The 19,937-nt window shown below is 71.3% G+C and carries 15 protein-coding genes; 2 read left to right on the forward strand and 13 right to left on the reverse strand.

What is annotated here, in order from left to right:
• Window positions 1–40: 40 nt before the first annotated feature.
• From G9272_RS01645 to G9272_RS01655, 4 genes are all read right to left on the reverse strand, one after another.
• A complete protein-coding gene (locus G9272_RS01645; RefSeq protein ID WP_171394835.1) occupies window positions 41–667 on the reverse strand; it encodes a class I SAM-dependent methyltransferase in 627 nt (208 codons plus the stop codon).
• Window positions 668–986: 319 nt separating this feature from the next.
• Window positions 987–1,550, reverse strand: coding sequence for an MFS transporter (locus G9272_RS45000; RefSeq protein WP_253267661.1), 564 nt, complete (start codon window positions 1,548–1,550; stop codon window positions 987–989).
• Window positions 1,547–2,263, reverse strand: coding sequence for an MFS transporter (locus tag G9272_RS45005; RefSeq protein ID WP_253267662.1), 717 nt, complete (start codon window positions 2,261–2,263; stop codon window positions 1,547–1,549). Before G9272_RS45005 ends, G9272_RS45000 begins: the two co-directional genes overlap by 4 nt.
• A 599-nt stretch (window positions 2,264–2,862) precedes the next feature.
• A complete protein-coding gene (locus G9272_RS01655; RefSeq protein ID WP_253267663.1) occupies window positions 2,863–3,306 on the reverse strand; it encodes an ATP-binding protein in 444 nt (147 codons plus the stop codon).
• 18 nt (window positions 3,307–3,324) lie between these two features.
• Between G9272_RS01655 and G9272_RS46080 the strand changes: the two genes are divergently transcribed.
• Complete coding sequence (locus tag G9272_RS46080) at window positions 3,325–3,963, forward strand: STAS domain-containing protein (RefSeq protein WP_367398536.1); 639 nt, start codon at window positions 3,325–3,327, stop codon at window positions 3,961–3,963.
• A 126-nt stretch (window positions 3,964–4,089) separates the two neighbouring features.
• Here G9272_RS46080 and G9272_RS01665 read toward each other — a convergent pair whose 3' ends face one another.
• Together G9272_RS01665 and G9272_RS01670 are read right to left on the reverse strand one after the other, a co-directional pair.
• A complete protein-coding gene (locus G9272_RS01665) occupies window positions 4,090–4,827 on the reverse strand; it encodes a spermidine synthase (protein ID WP_171394837.1) in 738 nt (245 codons plus the stop codon).
• 104 nt (window positions 4,828–4,931) lie between these two features.
• The gene (locus G9272_RS01670) at window positions 4,932–6,617 is read right to left on the reverse strand and encodes a ribonuclease J (RefSeq protein ID WP_171394838.1); all 1,686 of its coding nucleotides are present in this window, start codon (window positions 6,615–6,617) and stop codon (window positions 4,932–4,934) included.
• Window positions 6,618–7,299: 682 nt separating this feature from the next.
• Here G9272_RS01670 and G9272_RS01675 point away from each other — a divergent pair.
• Window positions 7,300–8,334 carry a helix-turn-helix domain-containing protein gene (locus G9272_RS01675; protein WP_171394839.1) on the forward strand — a complete coding sequence of 345 codons (1,035 nt, stop codon included), beginning with the start codon at window positions 7,300–7,302 and terminating at the stop codon, window positions 8,332–8,334.
• 542 nt (window positions 8,335–8,876) lie between these two features.
• On the opposite strand, the gene G9272_RS01680 is transcribed toward G9272_RS01675, so the two are convergent.
• From G9272_RS01680 to G9272_RS01710, 7 genes are all read right to left on the reverse strand, one after another.
• The gene (locus G9272_RS01680) at window positions 8,877–9,452 is read right to left on the reverse strand and encodes a hypothetical protein (protein WP_171394840.1); all 576 of its coding nucleotides are present in this window, start codon (window positions 9,450–9,452) and stop codon (window positions 8,877–8,879) included.
• Complete coding sequence (locus G9272_RS01685; protein WP_171394841.1) at window positions 9,449–10,843, reverse strand: hypothetical protein; 1,395 nt, start codon at window positions 10,841–10,843, stop codon at window positions 9,449–9,451. The genes G9272_RS01680 and G9272_RS01685 overlap by 4 nt, the downstream gene beginning before the upstream one ends.
• The gene (locus G9272_RS01690; protein ID WP_171394842.1) at window positions 10,840–11,673 is read right to left on the reverse strand and encodes an ABC transporter ATP-binding protein; all 834 of its coding nucleotides are present in this window, start codon (window positions 11,671–11,673) and stop codon (window positions 10,840–10,842) included. The genes G9272_RS01685 and G9272_RS01690 overlap by 4 nt, the downstream gene beginning before the upstream one ends.
• Window positions 11,670–12,488, reverse strand: coding sequence for a zf-HC2 domain-containing protein (locus G9272_RS01695; protein WP_171394843.1), 819 nt, complete (start codon window positions 12,486–12,488; stop codon window positions 11,670–11,672). The genes G9272_RS01690 and G9272_RS01695 overlap by 4 nt, the downstream gene beginning before the upstream one ends.
• Window positions 12,485–13,048, reverse strand: a complete 564-nt coding sequence (locus G9272_RS01700) for an RNA polymerase sigma factor (RefSeq protein WP_171394844.1) — start codon at window positions 13,046–13,048, stop codon at window positions 12,485–12,487. The genes G9272_RS01695 and G9272_RS01700 overlap by 4 nt, the downstream gene beginning before the upstream one ends.
• Before the next feature lie 129 nt (window positions 13,049–13,177).
• Entirely contained in the window at window positions 13,178–16,423 is a 3,246-nt protein-coding gene (locus tag G9272_RS01705) for a family 78 glycoside hydrolase catalytic domain (protein WP_171394845.1), read from the reverse strand.
• Window positions 16,424–16,467: 44 nt separating this feature from the next.
• Entirely contained in the window at window positions 16,468–19,890 is a 3,423-nt protein-coding gene (locus G9272_RS01710; protein ID WP_171394846.1) for a glycosyl hydrolase, read from the reverse strand.
• Window positions 19,891–19,937: the final 47 nt, after the last annotated feature.

The raw sequence follows: 19,937 nt of genomic DNA on the forward strand, positions 1-19,937 counted from the left end.
GTGATGCCCTGGGCGGGGCCGGCGGAGGGCGACCTCGCGTTCAGTCGGTGGAGCGGGAGTGCACGCTGACGGCGTAGCCGCCGTCTGGACGGTAAGGGTCGCCGTCCCAGGTGGCGAAGCGCTGCCGCAAGGTCAGTCCGGCCTGCGTGCACCACTGGTCGAACTCCGTCAGCGTCACTGTCGGTTCCGGCAGCGGCAGGTGTTCCGCGTCCAGTCCCATGCCGGTGACCAGCAGTCCGCCGATGCTCAGTACGGCGGCCAGTTGCCGGACGACCGCTGGTCCGGTACCGGGGGCCAGCAGGGGGATGACGTTTCCGGCGGCGAGCGCCAGGTCGAAGCCGGGTTCCAGACCGAGGTCGTCCAGGCGGGCCAGGTCACCGTGGAGCCATTCCTGGTCGGGGGCATTGCGGCGCGCGACGGCGAGCATGGAGCGGTCGAGGTCCACGCCCGTGCAGAGGTGACCCAGCACGGCAAGCCTGATCGCGATCCGCCCGGTGCCGCAGCCGGCGTCGAGTACCCGCACGGCGGGTTTCAGCAGCGCGTCACAGAAAGCGGCCTCGCCGTGGATGTCGTGGCCTGATTCCGCGAGCCGCGCGAACCGCAGGGCGTACTCCTCTCCGGCCTGTCCGCCTGTCAGTTCCGCCCAGCGGTCGCGTTGGCTGCTCATGATCTGCGTGCCTCCCGGTGGTCAGGGGCGAGGACGGTGCCATCGCGCGTCTCCTATCGTAGGTACAGACCTTGCGGCCGCTGAGGGGCGTTTCGTTCCGGCTGGGGTGTTTGGTATCTCGGTCGAAGGGGGTGTTCGCGCCTGCTGATCACGCGTATGAGGGTCGAGCCGCGTGTCCGCGCGAGGACGGCAGTGGTGCGTGCGTGGCTGGCGTAAGAGGTGCTGGGGTGCGGGTTCCGCCTACCCCGGGCGAGGATCCCCTTTCCGGGCCGTGACCGGCTCGATGCCGGTGACCTCCGACCACGCGAAGCGGTCTTGGTCACGGGGCGTCGGCCTGCGACGGGACCGCCTCCCCCGCGGGTGCCGGAACGCCTCCGGTGGCGGTGTGTGCCTTCCGCCATGGCAGGAGGAGCGCGCTCGCCGTACACAACGCCCCGGCGATGACCAGCGCGCCGCGGACGCCCGCCGCATCGGCGATGAGGCCACCGGCGATCATGAAGACTGCCTGGCACGTCTTCGAGCTGACCGACCAGGAAATGCCGACGCGGGACATGAACGCGTCCTGTGTGGCCTCCATGCGGTAGGTGGTGAACGACGGGTTGAAGACGCCGGCGGCGAAGAGCAGGCCGAAGTCGGCGGCCACGATCGTGAACACGCCGACGGCACCGGAAGGCGCCAGCGGCAACAGGATCGTCCAGAGCGTGCGTGCGACACCGGACACCAGCAGAATCCGGCGCTGTCCGAACCGCCGGGTCAGCGGCGGGGTCAGGCGTGAACCCAGCACGCCGCCCAGACACGGCAGCCCCAGAGCGAGCCCGTACTGCCACGGCGCGAGGCCGAGGTCACGCAGCATCAGGACGGCCATCAGCGGCGACGTCATCATGATGGAGCCGCCGAAGAGCAGGGAGTTGTAGAACAGCGGGTGGCAGTACCTCCTGGATGCCGCAGGAGGTACTGCCAGCCGGCGACGATGTCGCGGCCCAGGCGAGGGGCGGCGCCGGGTGTCGGTGGCGCGGGTTCGGGCCGCCGGATGCGGCGGACACCAAGGGCGGATCCGAGGAACGACGCGGCGTCGACCGTCATCGTGGCGGTGGGGCCCAGGACACCGACCAGGAGCCCGCCGACGGGCGGCCCGGCGCTGACGCTGATCCAGTTGGTGGTCTCGAACAGGCTGTTGGCACGCAGGCGGTGCTCGGGCAGGACAAGCGCCTTGAGGTGCGCGCCGCTGGCCGCGTCGAACGCGACGGACGCGGCCGTCTGGAGGATGCCGACGACACACAGGTGGGCGAATGTGAGCCCACCGAAGGCCGCCGCGACCGGCACGCTCAGCAGCACCGCGCAGCGGGCCAGATCGGCGGTGATCATGACGGGCCGCTTGTACTGATGCTCGATACGGACACCGAGCGGCAGTGCGATCACCGCACTGGCCACGGCGGACAGAGCGGTGAGCAGGGAGACCTGGAACGCCGAGGAATGCAGCACCAGGAGGGCGACCAGCGGCAATGCCCCCATGGCGACGGCGCTGCCCGCAGCACTGACCCCGTAGGCGCCCCACAACCGCCGGAAGTCCTCCCCGAGCGGGATCTGCCGTCCCAATGAACCCTCCCCCGCGTGAAGGCACGCAGCGTAGTGGCTTCGACGGACTCGGTCGCTTCGGTGGTGACCCATGCGGCGGGCGACTTGGGGGTCTTGAAAGGAATCGGCCGCTCCCAAGGCAGCCGTACCGTCCGACGGTCGGGGGTCTTGGCCGCGTCCGCTCACCCTGCCGCCCCCTCTGCTCGCCCCGAGTGCCAAGCGGTGGTCGGCTGCCGGAGGCGGTGGTCTGCCCGGGAGGCCGTGGGCCGTCAAGGGGCCTGTACTGGGGGCATGTCCGAGAGCAGGCGGGTCAACTCCAGGGCGGGGAACAACTCTGCGGCCAGACCAGCAGCCGCAGGGGCTGGGGCTGGGGCGCCACGGTCACTGCCGTCTGCCGGGGCGGGCCGACCTGCGGTCGCTGGTCCGTGAGGAGGAGGCGGCCGGCGATGGCGGGAGTTGGATGCCGGTGGAGGGAGCGATGTCCAGGACCCGGAGGTCGGCGTCTGGGGTGCCCGCCAGCTCGTGTCCACCCACCGTTGCACGGCGAAAGCCGTGGGGGCCATGGCCGACCAGCGGAGCCTCGGCACGCATCGCGCGGTGCCGGTCCGGGGGCGGCTGCATCAGGCTGCGGGCGGTGGCGTCGCTGCCAGGGGGTCGAGCAGGGGGATGCGGGCCGTGATGCGTTTGCCGACCGGCTGCTGCTCGATGAAGAGGTCCTCGGTGACGGCCTTGACGATCTCCAGGCCGTGCTGGCCGATTCTGTCGGGGTCGGCGGGCCGGGCGGCGGGGACGGTGGGGTCGCTGTCCCACACGATGACGTCCACGGCGTGGGCGGTGATGCGCAGTTCCATCAGGACGGGGCCGGGAGCGTACTTGCGGGCGTTGGTGACCAGCTCGCTGACCACCAACTGGGTGAGGTCCCTCGCCCGTGCGGATACGGGCAGGTGGTGCTCGGCGACGGCCCGGTCGAGGAAGGCGGCGGCGTGGTGGCGGGCGTCGGCGATACAGCCGTCGTCTCCGCCCAGGGCGTAGCCGGCGCGCATCAGGTGTTCATCCGGCGCCATACAGCCGTCACCGTCGGCATGGGATCCCACTGGCCTCGCCTCATTCCCCGTTTTACGCGCGCTACCCCCGATTCCGTCATACATGTCAGAGGCACATTGTTCGGCACAGCCGCCCGAGTGTATGTGGCCGGGGCGGTGGGGCAGAATCGTCCGTGCACGCCCTCAATCGGGGCAAGTCCAGGCACAGTCGAGGAGACGGTGACCGGCGTCGAGCAAGCGGACCGCCCAGGGAGGCTCTCCGTCGAGCGTCGCGTGGTCGGTGGCGTGCGTGTCGTGACGGTGCAGGGCGAGATCGACCACGACGTCGAGAACGTCCTCGGCGCTGCCCTGCTGTTCGGGGCCCGCGCGGCACAGTCGTCGCGGGTCGTGGTGGACCTCAGCGGCGTGACCTTCATGGACTCCAGCGGCATCAGCTTGGTCGACCCCCGCGTGGGAGTCGACGGCGTGCCGCAGCTGCGCGTTCTCCTGCCCCGGACCGGACCGGGAAGCCACCTCAGTGCGGCGCGAAGATCACGTAGAGCGTGGGGAGAGACTCTTCGCCGTCCATGGTCGGCGAAGAGTCCGAGAGGCTGTCTCCCCAACCCCTCCCCTGCCGAGTCGCCCTCACAGCCACGCTCACACTCGCTTCGTACCGCCAATAGTCGGGTTCGTGAATGACGCCTTCGCTGTTGATCAGCGCTGGTCGAGGTTCGGGATTCCTCGACCAGCGCCTCGACGGAGCCGTGCCGTACGGGATCTCCCTCGATGCCGCGTCGCATCGCCGGGCCCGGCCGAGTCGTCGTCCTACGGTGTGCCCGGTGCTTTGCGGGCCACGTAGACGGTGTTGGTCGAGGTTCCGCCTTGCAGAGGGTTGTCGAAGTCGACGACGTGGGCCGCTGCTTGCGCGAAGGCCTCCTTGAGCGTGGAGGTGAACTGCTCGTCTGGCGGGTCGTTCGACCACAGGGCGAACACCCCGCCGGGGTGGAGGTGTTCGGCGAGGGCACGGAGCCCGGCGGGTTGGTAGAGGGCCGCGTGGCGTGGGTGGAGCACATGGCGTGGTGAGTGGTCGACGTCCAGCAGGATGGCGTGGAAGCGACGGCCCGGGGCCTCGGGGTCCAGGCCGCGGGGGTCGGCGGCCAGCGCGAAGAAGTCGCCGTGCGCCAGGCGGCAGCGGGCGTCCGAGGTCAGCTGGGCTCCGAGGGGTACCAGGTGCCGCCGGTGCCAGTCGATGACTTCGGCGAGCGCTTCGATCACGGTCAGCGAGCGCACCCGGGGGTCGTCCAGGGCCGTCTGGGCGGTGTAGCCGAGCCCGAGTCCGCCGACGGCTACGTCCAGTTCGGGCTGTTCGGTGTTCGGCAGAGCGGCCAGTCCGAGTTTCGTGAGCTCGATCTCGCCGGTGGTGAAGAGGCTGGACATCAGGAACTCGTCGCCGAGCTTCACCTCGTACACGTTGTCTCCCGAGACCGGGTGGCGGCGGCGCCGCAGACTGATCTCGCCGATCGGTGTCGGCTGCCAGTCGATCTCCTCGAAACGCAGGCCCATCCGTTCACCTTTCTGACGTTCGTGGATGCATGGGCGCCGTTGCCGGCGTGGCGACGGATGCTCCGCCCCGGCGTGGGAGCGGGGAGCTGGGGTGGCGGGCCCGGTCAGGCGTCGATGATGACGGGGATGATCAGCGGCCTGCGGCGGTGCGTGCGGAAGGCCCAGTTGGCCACGGCGCGGGCGACGAGCTGTTCGAGCTGGTGGGCGTCGCCGACGCCTTCCTGGGCGGCGTTGGCCAGCGTTTTCTCGATGACGGGGATGACCGGCTCGAAGGTGGTGTCGTCGTGGACGAAGCCGCGGGCCAGGAAGTCGGGGGCCTCGGCGAGGGCGCCGGTGTCGGCGTCGACGATGGCCACGACCGTGATGACGCCCTCCTGGGCGAGGGTGACGCGGTCCTTGAGGGACGCCTCGGTCGCGCCGCCGACTTCCATGCCGTCCACGTAGACGTTCCCGGCGGGCACCTTGCCGGTGATGGAGGCGCGGCCGTCGACGAGGTCGACGACGACACCGTCCTCCGCGATGACGACCCGGTCGGGGTCGACGCCGGTGCGGATGGCGAGGTCGGCGTTGGCCCGCAGGTGGCGGAACTCGCCGTGGACGGGCATGACGTTGCGGGGTCGGACGATGTTGTAGCAGTAGACGAGTTCACCGGCGCTGGCGTGGCCGGAGACATGCACCTTGGCGTTGCCCTTGTGGACGACGTTGGCACCCCACCTGGTCAGGCCGTTGATCACCCGATAGATGGCGTTCTCGTTGCCGGGGATGAGGGAGCTGGCGAGCAGGACGGTGTCGCCCTTGCCGATGCGGATCGCGTGGTCGCGGTTGGCCATCCGGGACAGGGCGGCCATCGGCTCGCCCTGGGAGCCCGTGCACACCAGGGTGATCCGGTGGTCCGGCAGCTTCTCCAGTTCCTTGGTGTTCACGACCAGGCCGGACGGGACCTTGAGGTAGCCGAGGTCGCGGGCGATGCCCATGTTGCGGACCATCGAGCGCCCCACGAAGGCCACCTTGCGGCCGTGCTGGTGGGCGGCGTCCAGAACCTGCTGGATGCGGTGCACATGACTGGCGAAGCTGGAGACGATGACCCGGCGTGGCGCGGTGCGGATGACCTGTTCGATCGCGGGGTTCAGTTCGCGTTCGGAGGTGGTGAAGCCGGGGACCTCGGCGTTGGTGGAGTCGGTGAGGAACAGGTCCACGCCCTCCTCACCGAGGCGGGCGAAGGCGCGCAGGTCGGTGATCCGGTCGTCCAGGGGGAACTGGTCCATCTTGAAGTCGCCGGTGTGCAGCACCAGACCGGCTCCGGTCCGCAAAGCCACCGCGAGCCCGTCCGGGATGGAGTGGTTGACGGCCACGAACTCGCAGTCGAACGGGCCGAATCCGCGCCGATCGCCCTCGCGCACGCGCACCGTGCGGGGGCGGATTCCGTGCTCCTTGAGCTTGGCCTCCAGGAACGCGAGGGTGAGCTTCGAGCCGACGACCGGGATGTCCGCCCGCTCCCGCAGCAGGTAGGGCACGCCCCCGATGTGGTCCTCGTGTCCGTGGGTGAGCACGACGGCCACGATGTCGTCCAGGCGGTCCCGGATCGAGGTGAAGTCGGGCAGAATCACGTCCACCCCGGGCTGGTTCTCCTCGGGGAACAGCACACCGCAGTCCACGATCAACAGCTTGCCGGCATGCTCGAAGACGGTCATGTTGCGACCGATTTCCCCGAGGCCGCCCAAGGCAGTCACCCTCAGCCCGCCTCTGGGCAGCGGCGGGGCGGATTTGAGTTCTGGGTGCGGATGGCTCATAACCTCACGTTACCGAAGAGTCCGCCGGTGTGATCCACCGCGGCACGTTCCTCGCGTCGGCGGCGTGCTGGTGGGTCCGCACCGCTGTCGAGTCCACCGACACGTCCCAGTCGACCCCACCCGCAGCGTCCTCGGCGGCGTGGTGTCCTCGATGAGGACGTCAGTGCAGGTCACCGCCCCGTCCTCCACCGTGATCACGGCTGCGGGCCGCCGCCGGGGGCCCGCTGCCCGTCCGGTGCGGTGATGCTGCTCGTGCACTCGCGGCGGCGGGGCTGTTGCGCCCAAGGCCCATGACCCGGCGCGCGGCAGCGAGGTCGCTACCCCGGCACCGGGACAACACGGCACTGGACCGGCCAATGCACTGTGCGACAGGCCCGCCGCTCAAGATCCCGGCCGGGATGGGGGAACCCGGCGAAGAAGCCTGGGAGACGGAACTGGCGGTCCTGCGTTCGTCCCACCGCGCACACAACCACCTCGCCCCCAGGCGCAAGAGGCGGTCTGGGGCGAGGAAGCGAGTCTGCCAAAAGGAGCAGACGCAAAGCCACTACGCCGGACCGGGGTCGTCGTGGTCCTTCGCGCCATTCACGCTTCGCATCAGCTCGTGAGTGCGGCGGACGGCGGATCCGCAGAGCGCGCCACCTTTTCTTCGCCTTCTTGATGAGGACATGATGGGAGGGGGCAGGTGATCGAGACCGTGTTACGCAGCGAGGATCTACCGGTCGCCGATCGGTTCGAGTGGTGGCAGGAGCTGACGTCACACACGCTCACGCCCACGGAGATCACCAGCGACCACGCCGATGACTTCCGGGCCTGCGTCCGGCTGCTGGATCTTGGGGCCGTTCAGGTGTCGGTGCTGTCCTATCCGTCATTGCGCTCGCGTCGCACGCCGGCGTTGGTGCGTCGCTCCGACCCCGAGCTGTACCACCTGGCCCTCACGCTGAGAGGCCGACAGAGCATCTCCCACTGCCGGCGTGACGCGCTGGTGGGGGTCGGGGACCTGTTGCTGTACGACACCTCGCACCCGTACGACGCCTCGGCCTTCCCCGACGACGACGGCACGGTCGAGGGGATCGTCGTGAACGTGCCCCGTGCGGCGTTTCCTCTCCCTGCGGCGAAGGTGGACCGCCTCCTCGCGGCGCCGTTGCCGGGTGATACCGGCATGGGGGCTCTCCTGTCACAGTTCTTGCTCCGCCTGGCACCTGAGTCCGACTCCTGTCGGCCGCAGGACGCCATACGTCTGGGCGGGCTCACCGTGGACCTGATCACCGCGTTCCTCGCGCACCACGCGGACACCGAAGACGGCGTTCCACCCGAAAGCCGCCACCACGCGCTGATGGTCGGCATCCACTCCTTCATCGAACGCAACCTCGGCGACCTCAAGTTGTCGCCCTCCGCGGTCGCCGCCTCCCATCACATCTCCGTGCGGTACCTGCACCGGCTGTTCCAGCCGCAGGGCATCACCGTGAGCGCCTGGATCCGGCAACGGCGCCTGGAACGCTGCCGCCGGGACCTCGCCGATCCCCGACTGTCCGACAGACCCATCGGCTTCCTGGCCGCACGCTGGGGCTTCGTCCATGCATCCGAATTCACCCGCGCATTCCGCAGGGCCTACGGAATCCCGCCGAGCACCTACCGGCAAGATGCACTCCGAAGCGAACCGTGTATCGACCGCCCACTCCGGGCATCCAGCGGACCGGGCGATCCGATGCCCAGGTAGCAGAAAGTGCCGATGACCCGGCAGGCCTGCCTGTATGAATTCGACTTTCTGGTCCTGCATTTAGCGAGTGGTCGCAGATCCCCCGGGCCGAGCTGCCGAGCTGCCCCTGCACTCCAACAGCCACGACCTGCTGAGCGCCGGGCCGCCCAGGCCGCCCGGACCGAGGACCACGGGGTGCAGGACGTGCGCTGAGTGCCAACAGCCGTGCACGGAATCCCAACAACACCTCGAACATATCGAGCACCATGTCAACGCATACCTCACCGTGCTCTTGTTGGTCTTTTCGGTGAGCTTTTTCTCAGTCGAACGACAAGGAGATCAGAATGCGTAAGGCATTGGCCGCGTCTATTACCGTCGGATTGATGCCCTCGCCACTCTGGTGACAGCCGACCCCGCCTCCGCCAGCGCGACCGTTTGCGGAAATGGCGGGGACCGGGGTCCCGCACGGCGAGGCCGAGCCGCCGAGCGCAGCGAGCGTGGCCGCTGGCCCATCGGTTGGGCCAGTCCCACGCTTACCGGCTGGTGGCCGCCGCCCGGTTCGGTCACCGTCTCGGTCCCGCGACGGCGTAGGCCGCGGTGCCGACGACCGCGAGGACCAGGGCCGTCCAGGTGCCCGCCGCCGTGCCGGGAGGCAGCAGCATCCAGGTCGCCACCTGCATCGGCGCACTTGTCGGGGGCGGGGCGAAGAACGAGAACGACAGCCAGGCGAACGGCAGCGTCCATGCGTACTGACCGCCCGAGAGCGCCGCGCCCAGGGCGACCAGTCCCATCAGGCCTGCGCTGTCCCGGACGACGAACGCGGTGGCGGCCATGTCCTGGCCCAGCGCCCGCGCTGTCAGCAGCACCGTGCCGACGACCGCGCCGGCGAGCAGCACGTGCGCCGCTCTGCGGGGCACCCAGCGGATCGCGGCCGTCCGGTCCAGCGCGAGGTCCTGCCCGCCGAGCCCGACGGAGGCTGCCATCGCCCCCGCAGCGAGCACGAGCACGGGCAGCCGCGGATCACCGGGCCCCTCGCCCCCGTCCCGGGCGAGCGCCCACACCGTCACCGCGCCGATCACCACCGCGGCGAGCGACGCGGGTACCTGACGCGAGCGCGCGTACAGAGTCAGCCATCTCACCGGGACGTACCGCCTTTCAGCGCGTCGAACGCGTCGCCCTTGCAGGAGAACCCGGCGGAGCGCATCGCGTTGATCCGCGAGAGCTGCTCGGCCCGCGGAAGCGCCTTGAGTTCCTTCCACACCGGGCGGGTCTCGGCGTCGAGCTCGCGGCGCACACCTGCCGACGTGCCCGGAAGCGGCCTGAGGTCCCCGAGGACCCAGCCCACCGCGACGGTCTGCGCGAATTGATCTCCCCCGAAGCTGCTCCAGCCGACGGGGGTGCACCCTGGCACCATGCCTTTGGCGATCAGGGCCCAGGTCAGCTCCTCGCTCTTCGCGGCGGCGATGATGTCGTCGTCGAGGTCGAACAGCACGGTCTTGCGGGACCACTGCGGCGTGGAGCCGTCCGGCAGTACGGCGGTGTTCTCCCGGACCGAGACCGGCGCCTGACTGCCCAGGGCGCCGTGCAGCAGGCGCAGTGCCTCCTTGCCGGGACCCGCGAGGTCGGCGAGTCGTGCCTGCTGCGTCTTCGTCACACACACCGGGCCGTCGCACACCAGCTCCGCGGCCGCCTCGTCGACGACGTACATCCGGCCCGGGTCGGAGGGGAGGACGAGCAGGGCGAGCGCCGCGCCCGCCAGGACGGGCGTCAGGGCGATCAGCCGGGCGCGTAGGGTCGCGGCGACCAGCAGCGCGAAGCCGGTCGCGGCCATGCCGAGCAGCCAGATCGTCTGCCCGACGTGCACGGAGGCGGAGAGCGTGACGAGCACGTCGTGCGCCTCGTCCACCGCCGGTGACAGCAGGGAGATCCGGTTCGGTTCCGTGCTCGTGATCCCCGTCGCCGTGGTCGTCTCCGTCCGGCCCGGCGACATGTTCATGAGGGCCGTGAACACGAAGGCGCCCATGGCCAGCGCGGGCGGGGTGAGCGCGGATGGCAGGGCCCGCCCGGCCCCCATGCCCAGCACGGCCCCCGCGACGAGAGACAGTGCCCCCACCAGGGAGATCGGCAGCCACCCGAGGTGCATGTACTCGGTGTTGGCGAGCACCTGGACCCCACCCACGAGGACGAGGAGCGCAAAGGCCGAGGCCAGCGTGATGGCCGTCGTGCCCGCCCCCGTGGCCGCGCGGTGCCGGGCGGGCCGCGGTGTGCTCGTCAGCAGCTCGGACATCTTCGAGCGGTGGTCGCGCAGGCCCTGGAGCGCCCCGAGCCCCACGGCGAGCGGCCACAGGTAGAACAGCAGGGCGCGGGTCCACAGGGCCATGGACGTCCACTGGGCCGTCCATGCCGTGGTCCCCGTCCACCACGCACCGTTCAGCAGGTACAGGAACGCCAGCGCCGTCGCCAGGATCATGGCGCCGGCCCACGGGGCGACGGAGCGTCTCAGTTCGATGCGCAGGACACGGATGTTCACCAAGTGCCCCTACCGTGCTTGGGGTTGAGCAGCAGCGCCGAGTAGCCGCGCTCCAGCGGGCTGTCACCCACGTGCTCCGGGCCGCCCACCGAGGCCAGCTCGTCCGGAGGGCCCTGGAAGACCAGCCGGCCCTCGGCGAAGAGCACCACGTCGGTGCAGGCGACGGCGACGTCCTCCACCAGATGGGTCGAGACGACCACGCAGGTGTCCGTGCCCAGTTCCTGAAGCAGCTCGCGGAAGCGCAGCCGCTGCGCCGGGTCCAGGCCGGCCGTCGGTTCGTCCAGCAGCAGGATCAACGGGTCGTTGACGATGGCCTGGGCGATGCCGACCCTGCGCACCATGCCGCCCGACAGGGCCTTCATCTTCTCGTCGACGCGGTCCGCCAGGCCCACCCGCTCCACGGCGCGCTGCACCGCCGCGGGGATGTCCGCCTTGGGCACCTCCTTCAACCACGCCATGTACTCGACGAACTCGCGCACCGTGAAGCGCTTGTAGTAGCCGAACTCCTGCGGCAGGTAGCCGATCCGACGGCGCAGCGCCCGGTGCTCGCCCATGCCGCCCGCGGCCTCGCCGAGCAGCTTCAGGGTGCCCTCGGTGGGGCGCAGCACGGTGGCCAGCGTCCGGATGAGGGTGGTCTTGCCCGCCCCGTTGGGGCCGAGGAGGCCGTGCACGCCGGTGCCCAGCGACAGGTCGAGGCCGTCGACGGCCATCCGTTTCCTGCCGACCCTGACCTTCAGCCCGGTCGCCTGGATCTCCCAGGCGTAGGCCGTCGGTGCGATGTCGGCCGCGCTCACCGCAGACGTCATGTGGTGTTCCTTTCCGATCGTCATCGATGGGCTCCCAGCACGGAGTACGCGCCTCTGCGGGCGATCACGACACCGATGCCGAGTGCGAGGATCAGCCCCCACGCGGGCAGACCGCCCGACTGAAGGGCGAAGGTCGTACGGCTGGTGGCCAGGGTCGGCGCCACGACCACGGCGGCCCACACGGCGGCCAGCACGACGGCGGCGCGGGTCACACCGACGACACCGCCGAGCGCCAGGGTCGTCGCGGTGAAGGCCAGACAGGGCAGCAGCCACTGGGCCACCATCACCCCCGTCACCCATCCGCCCACCAGCAGCGCGGGGACGACCACGCCGAGCACGGACGCGGTGCGCCGCAGCACCAGATAGAGCCCGACCCTGGGCACCGAGGCGGTCAGTTCGTACGCCGGGTCCAGACCGCGCGACCAGGACGCCGCGACCCCGAGCACGGGCAGGACCGGCGCGAACAGCAGCACCAGCGACACCTCGCCGGAGCCGTTGTAGACCAGGTCGAGCAGCGGGGCCAGCAGCGTCACGCCCACGACCATGGCGAGCCACGGCACCATCGTGGGCGTCATCCACCTCGACAGCCGCGCCGACCAGCGCCGTCCGCGCGGCATCGTGGCGGTGACCGCCAGCTGGGGTTCGAGGCCCGACCACACGGTGTCGACCAGCGACGCCACGGCGGGCACCTCGGCACCGACAGCGGCAGACAGCCGGTCACGGCACACCCGGCACGCCTCCAGATGGGCCTCCACGGCCCACACCTCGTCGGCGGCGAGGTCCGTGCCGCCGCGCGCGTATCCGTCGATGATCCGCATCGACGCGTGTTCCACACTCATGCCAGCGCCTCCCGCATCGCGATCCGGGCCCGGCGGGCACGGGTCTTGACCGTGCCCTCGGGCAGCCCGAGCAGGACCGCGGTCTCCCGGACGGACAGCCCGTCGAGCACCATGGCCTGGAGTACCTGTCTCAACTCCGGCGCGAGGCGCCGCAGCGCGTCCCCGACGTCACCGCCGACGGTCGCCGCGAGCACCTCCTCCTCGGCGGCGGGCGCCGCGTCGGGCACAGCGGCGGCCGGCGGCGGCTCCGCGTGGTGAGCCCTGCGTCGGAAGGCGTCGACCAGGCGGCGCGCCGCAATCGTCCACAGCCAACCCGTGGCCGACCCTCCGACCGCGGCCCCGGCGAACGCACCCGCCGCGCGCCACACCGCCAAGTAGGTCTCCTGCATGACCTCCGCGACGATCTGCTCGTCCACACACCGGCGGCGCAGCCGCACCGCCATCCACGGCGCCGTACGCCGGTACAACTCCTCGAACGCGGCACGGTCGCCTTTTGCCACCAGCCGGACGAGACGCTCCTCGTCCACCTCGTGCAGCGCTGCCGCCCTGACTGATCTCACGCCAGCTAGACGCTCGAGCCCGGCCGCAGGTTTTCCCCTCGACGTGATCCCCACCACATGCCGCCCACCGCGGCAGAGCCGGGGACCTGGTCCCGGTGACTCTGCCGCGGTGGGCCTGAAGGACTGGGGCTACAGCGTCGAGCCGAAGCTCCAGTGCCCCGAACCGACCGCGTACACGGCTTCGGTGGTCGTGGAGCGCACCGGGTGCGCGCCCTTCGGGGCGGTGATGTGGCCGTCACCGGTGGGGACATGGATCTCCGCCGTGCTGCCGGCCGGCACCTCCACCGTCAGGCGGAAGCGGTCGCCCGTGCGGGCCCAGTCGGTGCGGGCCGGACCGTACGGGGTGCGGTACGAGCCGGACGCCGAGGTCAGGTCGCCCTCGACGGCCGGGTCGATGAGCAGTTCCGCGTAGCCCACCGACCGGGGCGTCTGCGCGATGCCGGCGACCCTGCCGGTGAACCAGGAGTCGATGGCTCCGAGCATGAAGTGGTTCTGCGACTGGCCGGGGCCGCCGTCCCAGGACTCGCCGAGCGTGGTGTTGCCGGCGGCCACCTGGTAGCCGTGACTGGGGCTGGTGGTCCGGGTGGCGATGCGCTGGACGACGTCGTCGCGGCCGGCCCCGGAGAGGACGCGGAACGCGGCGGGCAGGGAGATCTCACCGAGCAGCAGGTGGTGGCCCGCGGTCTCGACGGCTCCGATGAAGTGGGCCAGCAGGCGGTCCTTCTCCCCTTCCGGGTAGGCGCCCATGTCGAGGGCGAGGGCCTCCGCCCCCTGACCGCCGGCCGCGAAGGTGCCGGTCGCCGCGTCGTAGTACTTGGCCGCCAGGGCCCGGGCGGCGGTGTCGGCCTTCGTCCGGTAGTCCGCGGCCGCCGCGTCGTCGTCGAGGACGGTGGAGATCCGGGCGAGGGCGTCCACGACGCGCCAGTAGCCGTACGTGCCGGCCACCGCGCGCGGGAAGGTGCGGTCCGGGGTGAACCAGTCGCCGAGGCCGTAGTCGAGGATGCCGTCGGTCACCTGGGTCTGGAGGAAGGCCGCGTACCGGCGCATGCGGGGGTAGTAGGTGCGCAGGGTGTCGGCGTCGCCGTAGGTGGTGTACAGCTGCCAGGGCACCAGGACGAAGGCGCCGCCCCAGTTGGAGTCGTTGCGGTACGCGCCCGGCAGGCTCGTGTACTCGGGAACGGTGCTGGGGATCAGTCCCTCGGCGGTCTGCGCGTCGGCCATGTCCCGGACGATCTTGCGCAGCTGGGCCTGCATGTCGTAGTTGGCGGCCAGTGCGGGGAAGACCAGCTGGTCCTGTTCGAGCCAGCCCAGCTTCTCCCGGCTCGGGCAGTCGGTGAGGACGCTCATCATGTTGCCCTCGATGGCCCCGCGGATCAGTCCGTGGATGCCGTTGATCAGCGGGTCGGAGCTGGTGAAGGTGCCGGCCGAGGCGTTGTCTGTACGCAGCACCTTGCCGCGCACGGTGACCTTCGCCCCGTCGGGCAGGCCTCTCAACTCCAGGTAGCGGAAGCCGTGGTAGCTGAAGGTCGGATGCCAGGTGGCACTGCGGGTGTCGCGGGTGGTGTAGCTGTCCCACAGGGGGCCGCCGACGTTGCTGATGGACTGGAAGGCGTGGCCGTCCTTGAGACTCTCGGCCGGGTAGACGCGGATCTCCGTGCCGGCGGCCGCGCTGACGGTGATCTCCGGCCAGCCGGCGATGTTGCGGCCCAGATCGAAGACGCGGCTCCCCGCGGCCCCGTCGACCTCCTGGCCGGTGAGGGTCTGCACGACCCGGATCGGTTCGGTCTCACGGGCGCTGAGTGCGGCGGGCGCGTCCGTGGTGCCCGGGGCGGCGACGGTGACCGCGCGGTCCCAGGAGCGGCGGTCGCCCCGGGGCTCGTCCCAGCGCGGGATCTCGCGGCGCGCGTCGTAATCCTCGCCGCCGTACCAGTTGCTGGAGGTGGTGGGACCGAGTGTGGTGCGCCAGTCGTCGCCGGTCTTCACAATGCGGACGCTGCCGTCGGCGAGCGTGATCTCCAGCTGCGCGATGAGCTTGGGGTCGCTGATGTCGCCGTACAGCTTGCGGTAGCGGTCGGCGGTGCTGACGACGTTGGACATCCCGTTGCCCAGCGCCACGCCGAAGGTGTTGGCGCCCGCTCGCAGCCGGTCGGTGACGTCGTAGGTGGCGTACTGGACGCGTTCGCGGTAGTCGGTGTTGGCCGGCTCCAGCACGGCGTCGCCCACCGGCTCGCCGTTGAGGGTGGCGTCGTAGATGCCCAGACCGGCGATGTACAGGCGGGCGCTGCGCACGCCGCGCGGCAGCGTGAAGTCGTCGGCGAGCAGCGGCAGTCCGGCCGGAAGGTAGGACTTCGGTGGCTGCCCGCCGGTGACCGCGGAGACCCGGGTGTACGGTCCGGTCGCGTCGTCGGCCGTGGACAGGGCGTAGTCGACGGGGAAGTTCGGGACGCGGCCGTCGGCGGTGAGGACGTCCGCGCGCGGATAGAGCGCCACCCGGTCGAAGGCCTTGGCCGACTTGAGGTCGAGGGTGAGGGTGACGGGGGTGGCCGAGGTGTCGGCGGAGGTGTGGGCCGCGCTGGAGTAGCCGGCGGCGGTCTGGAGGGCGCTGTTGGGCAGGCCGTCCACCGCGAGGGCGGGCTCGTAGGTCTTGCGGATGGTGGTCGTCTCGGAGGCGGTGACCGTGGCGCCCTTGGCGAGCCCCGCCGTGGAGGTCTCCGAGTCCCGTACGTCGATCTCGCCGAGCTGGAGCCGCCAGGTCCGGGCGTCGACGCTCTCCTTGAGCGGCAGGCCGAGGCGGGTCACGTCGAGCCGGAGGTAACGGGCGGTCGTGCGGGGCAGTTCGACGACGACCGGCTCGATCTCCCGCTGGCTCAGTCGCCAGTCGGGGTGGGTGATCCAGTCGGCGTCCCAGTCGGACGCCCGGGTCAGCCCGGTCTCGAAGACGGCGGTGTCGCTCCAGCCGGAGTCGCGGCCGGCCCCGGACCAGAGCATGACGCGCCAGTGGACGCGGGTGCGGGAGCCGAGCGCGCGGCCCGCGTAGGTCGTCTCCGGTACGGCGGAGGAGACCTTGCCGGAGTCCCACAGGTCCGCCCGGCCAGACCGCAGGCGCTCGGCCGAGGTGGCCGCCTGGATGCGATAGGCGCTCTGCGTGACGCTCGCGGTGCGGGCCGTGGTCTGCCAGCTGAGCACCGGGGAGGTGTCGTCGATGCCGAGCGCCTCGTCGAGGTGCTGGGTACGCAGGTGCCCCGGGGTGAGGGTGCCGGCGGTCGCGGCGGAGGCCGTGACGGTGCCGGAGACGGCGGTGACGAAGGCGGTCACCGCGGCGGGCAGCAGGAGGGCGAGGCGCCGGCGTCCGACGCGGGATCTGGATCTGGGCATGGAGGTCCTTCGGGAAATGGTTCCTTCGGCCGGAGAGGTGCGCGTCAGACGCGGTCGAGCACGGCGGTCACGCGGCGCCGGAAGCGCAGGCTCACCGGGCCGAGCAGCCCGGAGGGCAGCGGCTTGTTGCGCTCGTTGGAGAGGGTGTTGGAGACGCGTACGGCGAGGCGGTTGCCTCCGGGGACGAGCAGACCGGTGACGTCCGTGACGAACGGCGCCCACAGCAACGGGTCGAGTTCCTTGCCGTTGACCGTCACCCCGGCCACGTCCCGCACGTCGCCGAGGTCGAGCAGGACGCGCCGGCCGTCGAGGAGGGCACGGTCCACGTCGATCCGCGTGGTGTAGGTGCCGCTGCCGGAGAACAGGGGGGCGGTCGTGGTCCAGCTGCCGAGCGGGCCGGTGACCGGGGTGTCGCCGTCGCGTTCCAGGGTGAGCGTCCAGTCGCCGGTGACGGGGACCGGGGTGAGCGTGTCGTCGACGCGGACCGTGCCCCGGTAGGTGCGGCCGGAGTCGGTGCCGGTGAGCCGATGGGTGCCGGGCTCCGACACCTCGACCGTGGCCCGCAGGTCGCGGCCGTGCCGCTCGACGGAGAGGACGTCCACGGAGGCGTCCGTGAGGTGGGGCGGGGCCGCGGCGTTCCGGCGCACGACGAGGATCCGGGTCTCGTACGCCTCGAAGGTCAGCGGTACGTGCAGGCCGCGCCTGCTCGCCCGGTGGACGGGCGCCGGCGTGGTCTCACCGGTCGCCGGGTCCCACAGCTCCGGAACACCCTCGGCGGCCAGGACCGCGGTGGTCGCGACGGCCGTGGCGCTCTCGTTGTTGAACAGGAAGGCGGTGTCGTCGCCCCGGGTGACGCGCAGGGCCCGGATCGCCTCCCGGGCGGGTTCCAGGACGGCGACCGCCGCGCCGGCGTCCTGCGCGGCCGCGCCCAGGGCGGCCACGTCGGCGACGCGTACCGCGTGTCCCCGTCCGAAGGTGCGGCTGCCGGGGACGCCGTCGCCGAACAGGTCGTTCAGGGCGCGGGTCAGGGAGCGGTCGTTGCCATCGGCCTCGTCGGCGGGCAGCGTGCCCACGGCGACGACGGTGCCCCCGGACCGGACGAAGTCGCTCAGGGCCCGTACGGTGGCCGCGTCCAGGGTCGGAACGACCGGCAGCACGACGAGGTCGTAGCGGGCGTCTCCGACGGCGAGGCGGCCGGACCGCACGCGAGCGTGGGCCAGCAGGTCCGGGTCGTCGGTGAGGGCACCCTCGTGGAGGAGGTCGAAGTCGACCTGGGCGCGCTCCAGCGCGTAGGCGGCGTCGGCGAGGGCTCCGTCGATCTGGCCCTGCCGGTCGGTGCCGGTCCACTGTTCGGCGGCTCGCTGCGGCTGGAGGATCGCCGTACGGGCGGCGGACGTGCCGCGGCCGGCCTCCATGACCCGGCCGATCCACTCGGCGAGCGGACGCATGGACCACCACCAGGGGGCGCGGGGGCCGAAGGGCGGCGGGAAGTAGACGACCGCCTCGTCGGTCCACAGCGCGTGCAGGACGGTCAGGTTGACCCCGCGGGCGGCCTGCGCCCCGACGGTCGCGTGCACGAAGCCGGGCGTGACCTGCCAGCCCATGTTGCCGAACATCTCCATCAGAGCCCGCTCCCGGCCCATCTGGTGGGCGACCGAGACCGGGTTGCGCGGCAGCATGGTCTGCTGCCCGGCCACGTACTCGGCGGTGATGATGTCGCCGCCGGGGACCTGGGCCCACTGGTTGACCTTGTGCAGGTCGCCGGTGGTGGGGATGCGCTTGGTGGGGGCGGCCTCGTCGTAGAGCGGGTTGGTGATCAGTGCGACGTTCCGCTCCTCGCACCAGCGGGCCTGGGCGCGGAAGTACTGGGCGAACCGGTTGGAGACGGCCTGCCAGTAGCGGCCGCGCGCGATCCGGCCGGTGCGGCCGAGGTCGTCGAAGGCGGCGGTGTAGGCCACGCCGGGCTCGACGTCGACCGCGCGCAGCGCCTTGTCGAGCGTCGGCGACCAGGGCAGCCGCTTGAAGTGGGCCTCGGCGGAGGCGAAGAACGGCTCGTCGTCCCAGAATCCGGGGACGACGGTGCCGAAGTACCTGCGGAAGCGGCGGTGGTACTCGCCGGGGACGATGTCGAGGAAGAGCCGTACGGGCTCGTCGTCGAGCAGGTCCACGTAACTGCGGCTGTAGCCCTGGGTGTCGTCGATCAGCGGAACGCCGCCGAACAGGTCGATCTGCCAACGCCCCGCGGGGACCTGCCAGTTGCCGTCCTTCGTGAGCCGTGCCGTCAGGTCGACCACGTCGGACCCGTCCGTGGTGCCGGCCGGGCGGGCCGCGGCGGCGACGGCCGTGACGCGGAGGGACTCCCGCTCGGGGAAGTCGCCCGCGGCGGCCGCGTCGTCGAACGTCGTCGAGTACAGCGTGGTGCCGTCGGCCGCGATGACGGCGAGGCTGTCCCACAGGCCGCGTTCGTCGCCGACCGCACGCACCCCGACACCACCCGCGGGGTGGCGCTCGTCGGTCACGGAGCCCTTGTCGCGGCCGTCGAGGGTGACCGAGACGGTGGCGCCGCGGACGGTGACGGCAAGGGTGTGGAACCTGGTCTTGTTGAAGCCGTCGGTCCGGGTGCTGCGCAGCAGTTGCACGGGGTCGGAGCCCCGGGTCAGTCGCTGCACGGTGACGACACCGGTCTGATCGAAGGCGACCGCGTAGCCGTCCAGGGCGTCCGCGGAGGCCCGCACGACGAGCCCGGCGGCGGTGTGGTCCGCCTTGGCGCTCGCTGTGACGGTCAGGTCGCTCCACTCCTCCCCACCGCGCAGCACGGTGGCCCCGTCGAGGACCGCGGCGTCGGCGACCAGGCGTCCGGCCTCCACGCCCACGCCGGTGCTGCGGCGCAGGTCGGCGCGGGCCGGGCCGTGGACCACCGTGGTGGAACGCCACAGGGCCTTGAGCCGGAGGTCCGGGCGGGGCCGGTAGGTGCGGGAGCCGACCGTGCCGCCCTTGACGATGTACTCGCCGGCCCGGCCGCTCGGGAAGTGGTCGTCGTTGAACAGCCACACGCGCATGCCGGTGCGCTCCGCGGTACGCAGCACGTGCTCGACGATGTCGAACCAGTCCTCGCTGAAGAAGACGGGCCGCATGGCATCGTTGTCGAAGGAGAACAGGATCACCTCGTACATGCCCTTGTCCCGCAGGTCGGCCAGCTGCCGGTCGACGAGTTCCGCGGTGACGGGGCCGTTCCAGTACCAGTAGACGGTGGGGCGGCTGTCCTTGGGCGGGTCGGTGAAGCGCCGGGTGGTGAAGGCGGCGGGGGCGGTGCCGGGTACCGAGTCCCCGGGCGCGGCGGCGGCCGGTACTGCGAGGCCGAGACCGGGCAGTCCCGTGGCGACGGCGGTGCCGACGCTCGCTGCGGCGACGAATCCGCGTCTGGACAGCGGGACTTCGGTGGCCCGGTCGGGGGTGATGTCGGACATGCGTGAGCTCCTGCGGGCTACGGCACACGGCCGTGACGGATCGGGAG

The sequence above is a fragment of the Streptomyces asoensis genome, from assembly GCF_013085465.1.
Lineage (GTDB): Bacteria > Actinomycetota > Actinomycetes > Streptomycetales > Streptomycetaceae > Streptomyces > Streptomyces cacaoi_A.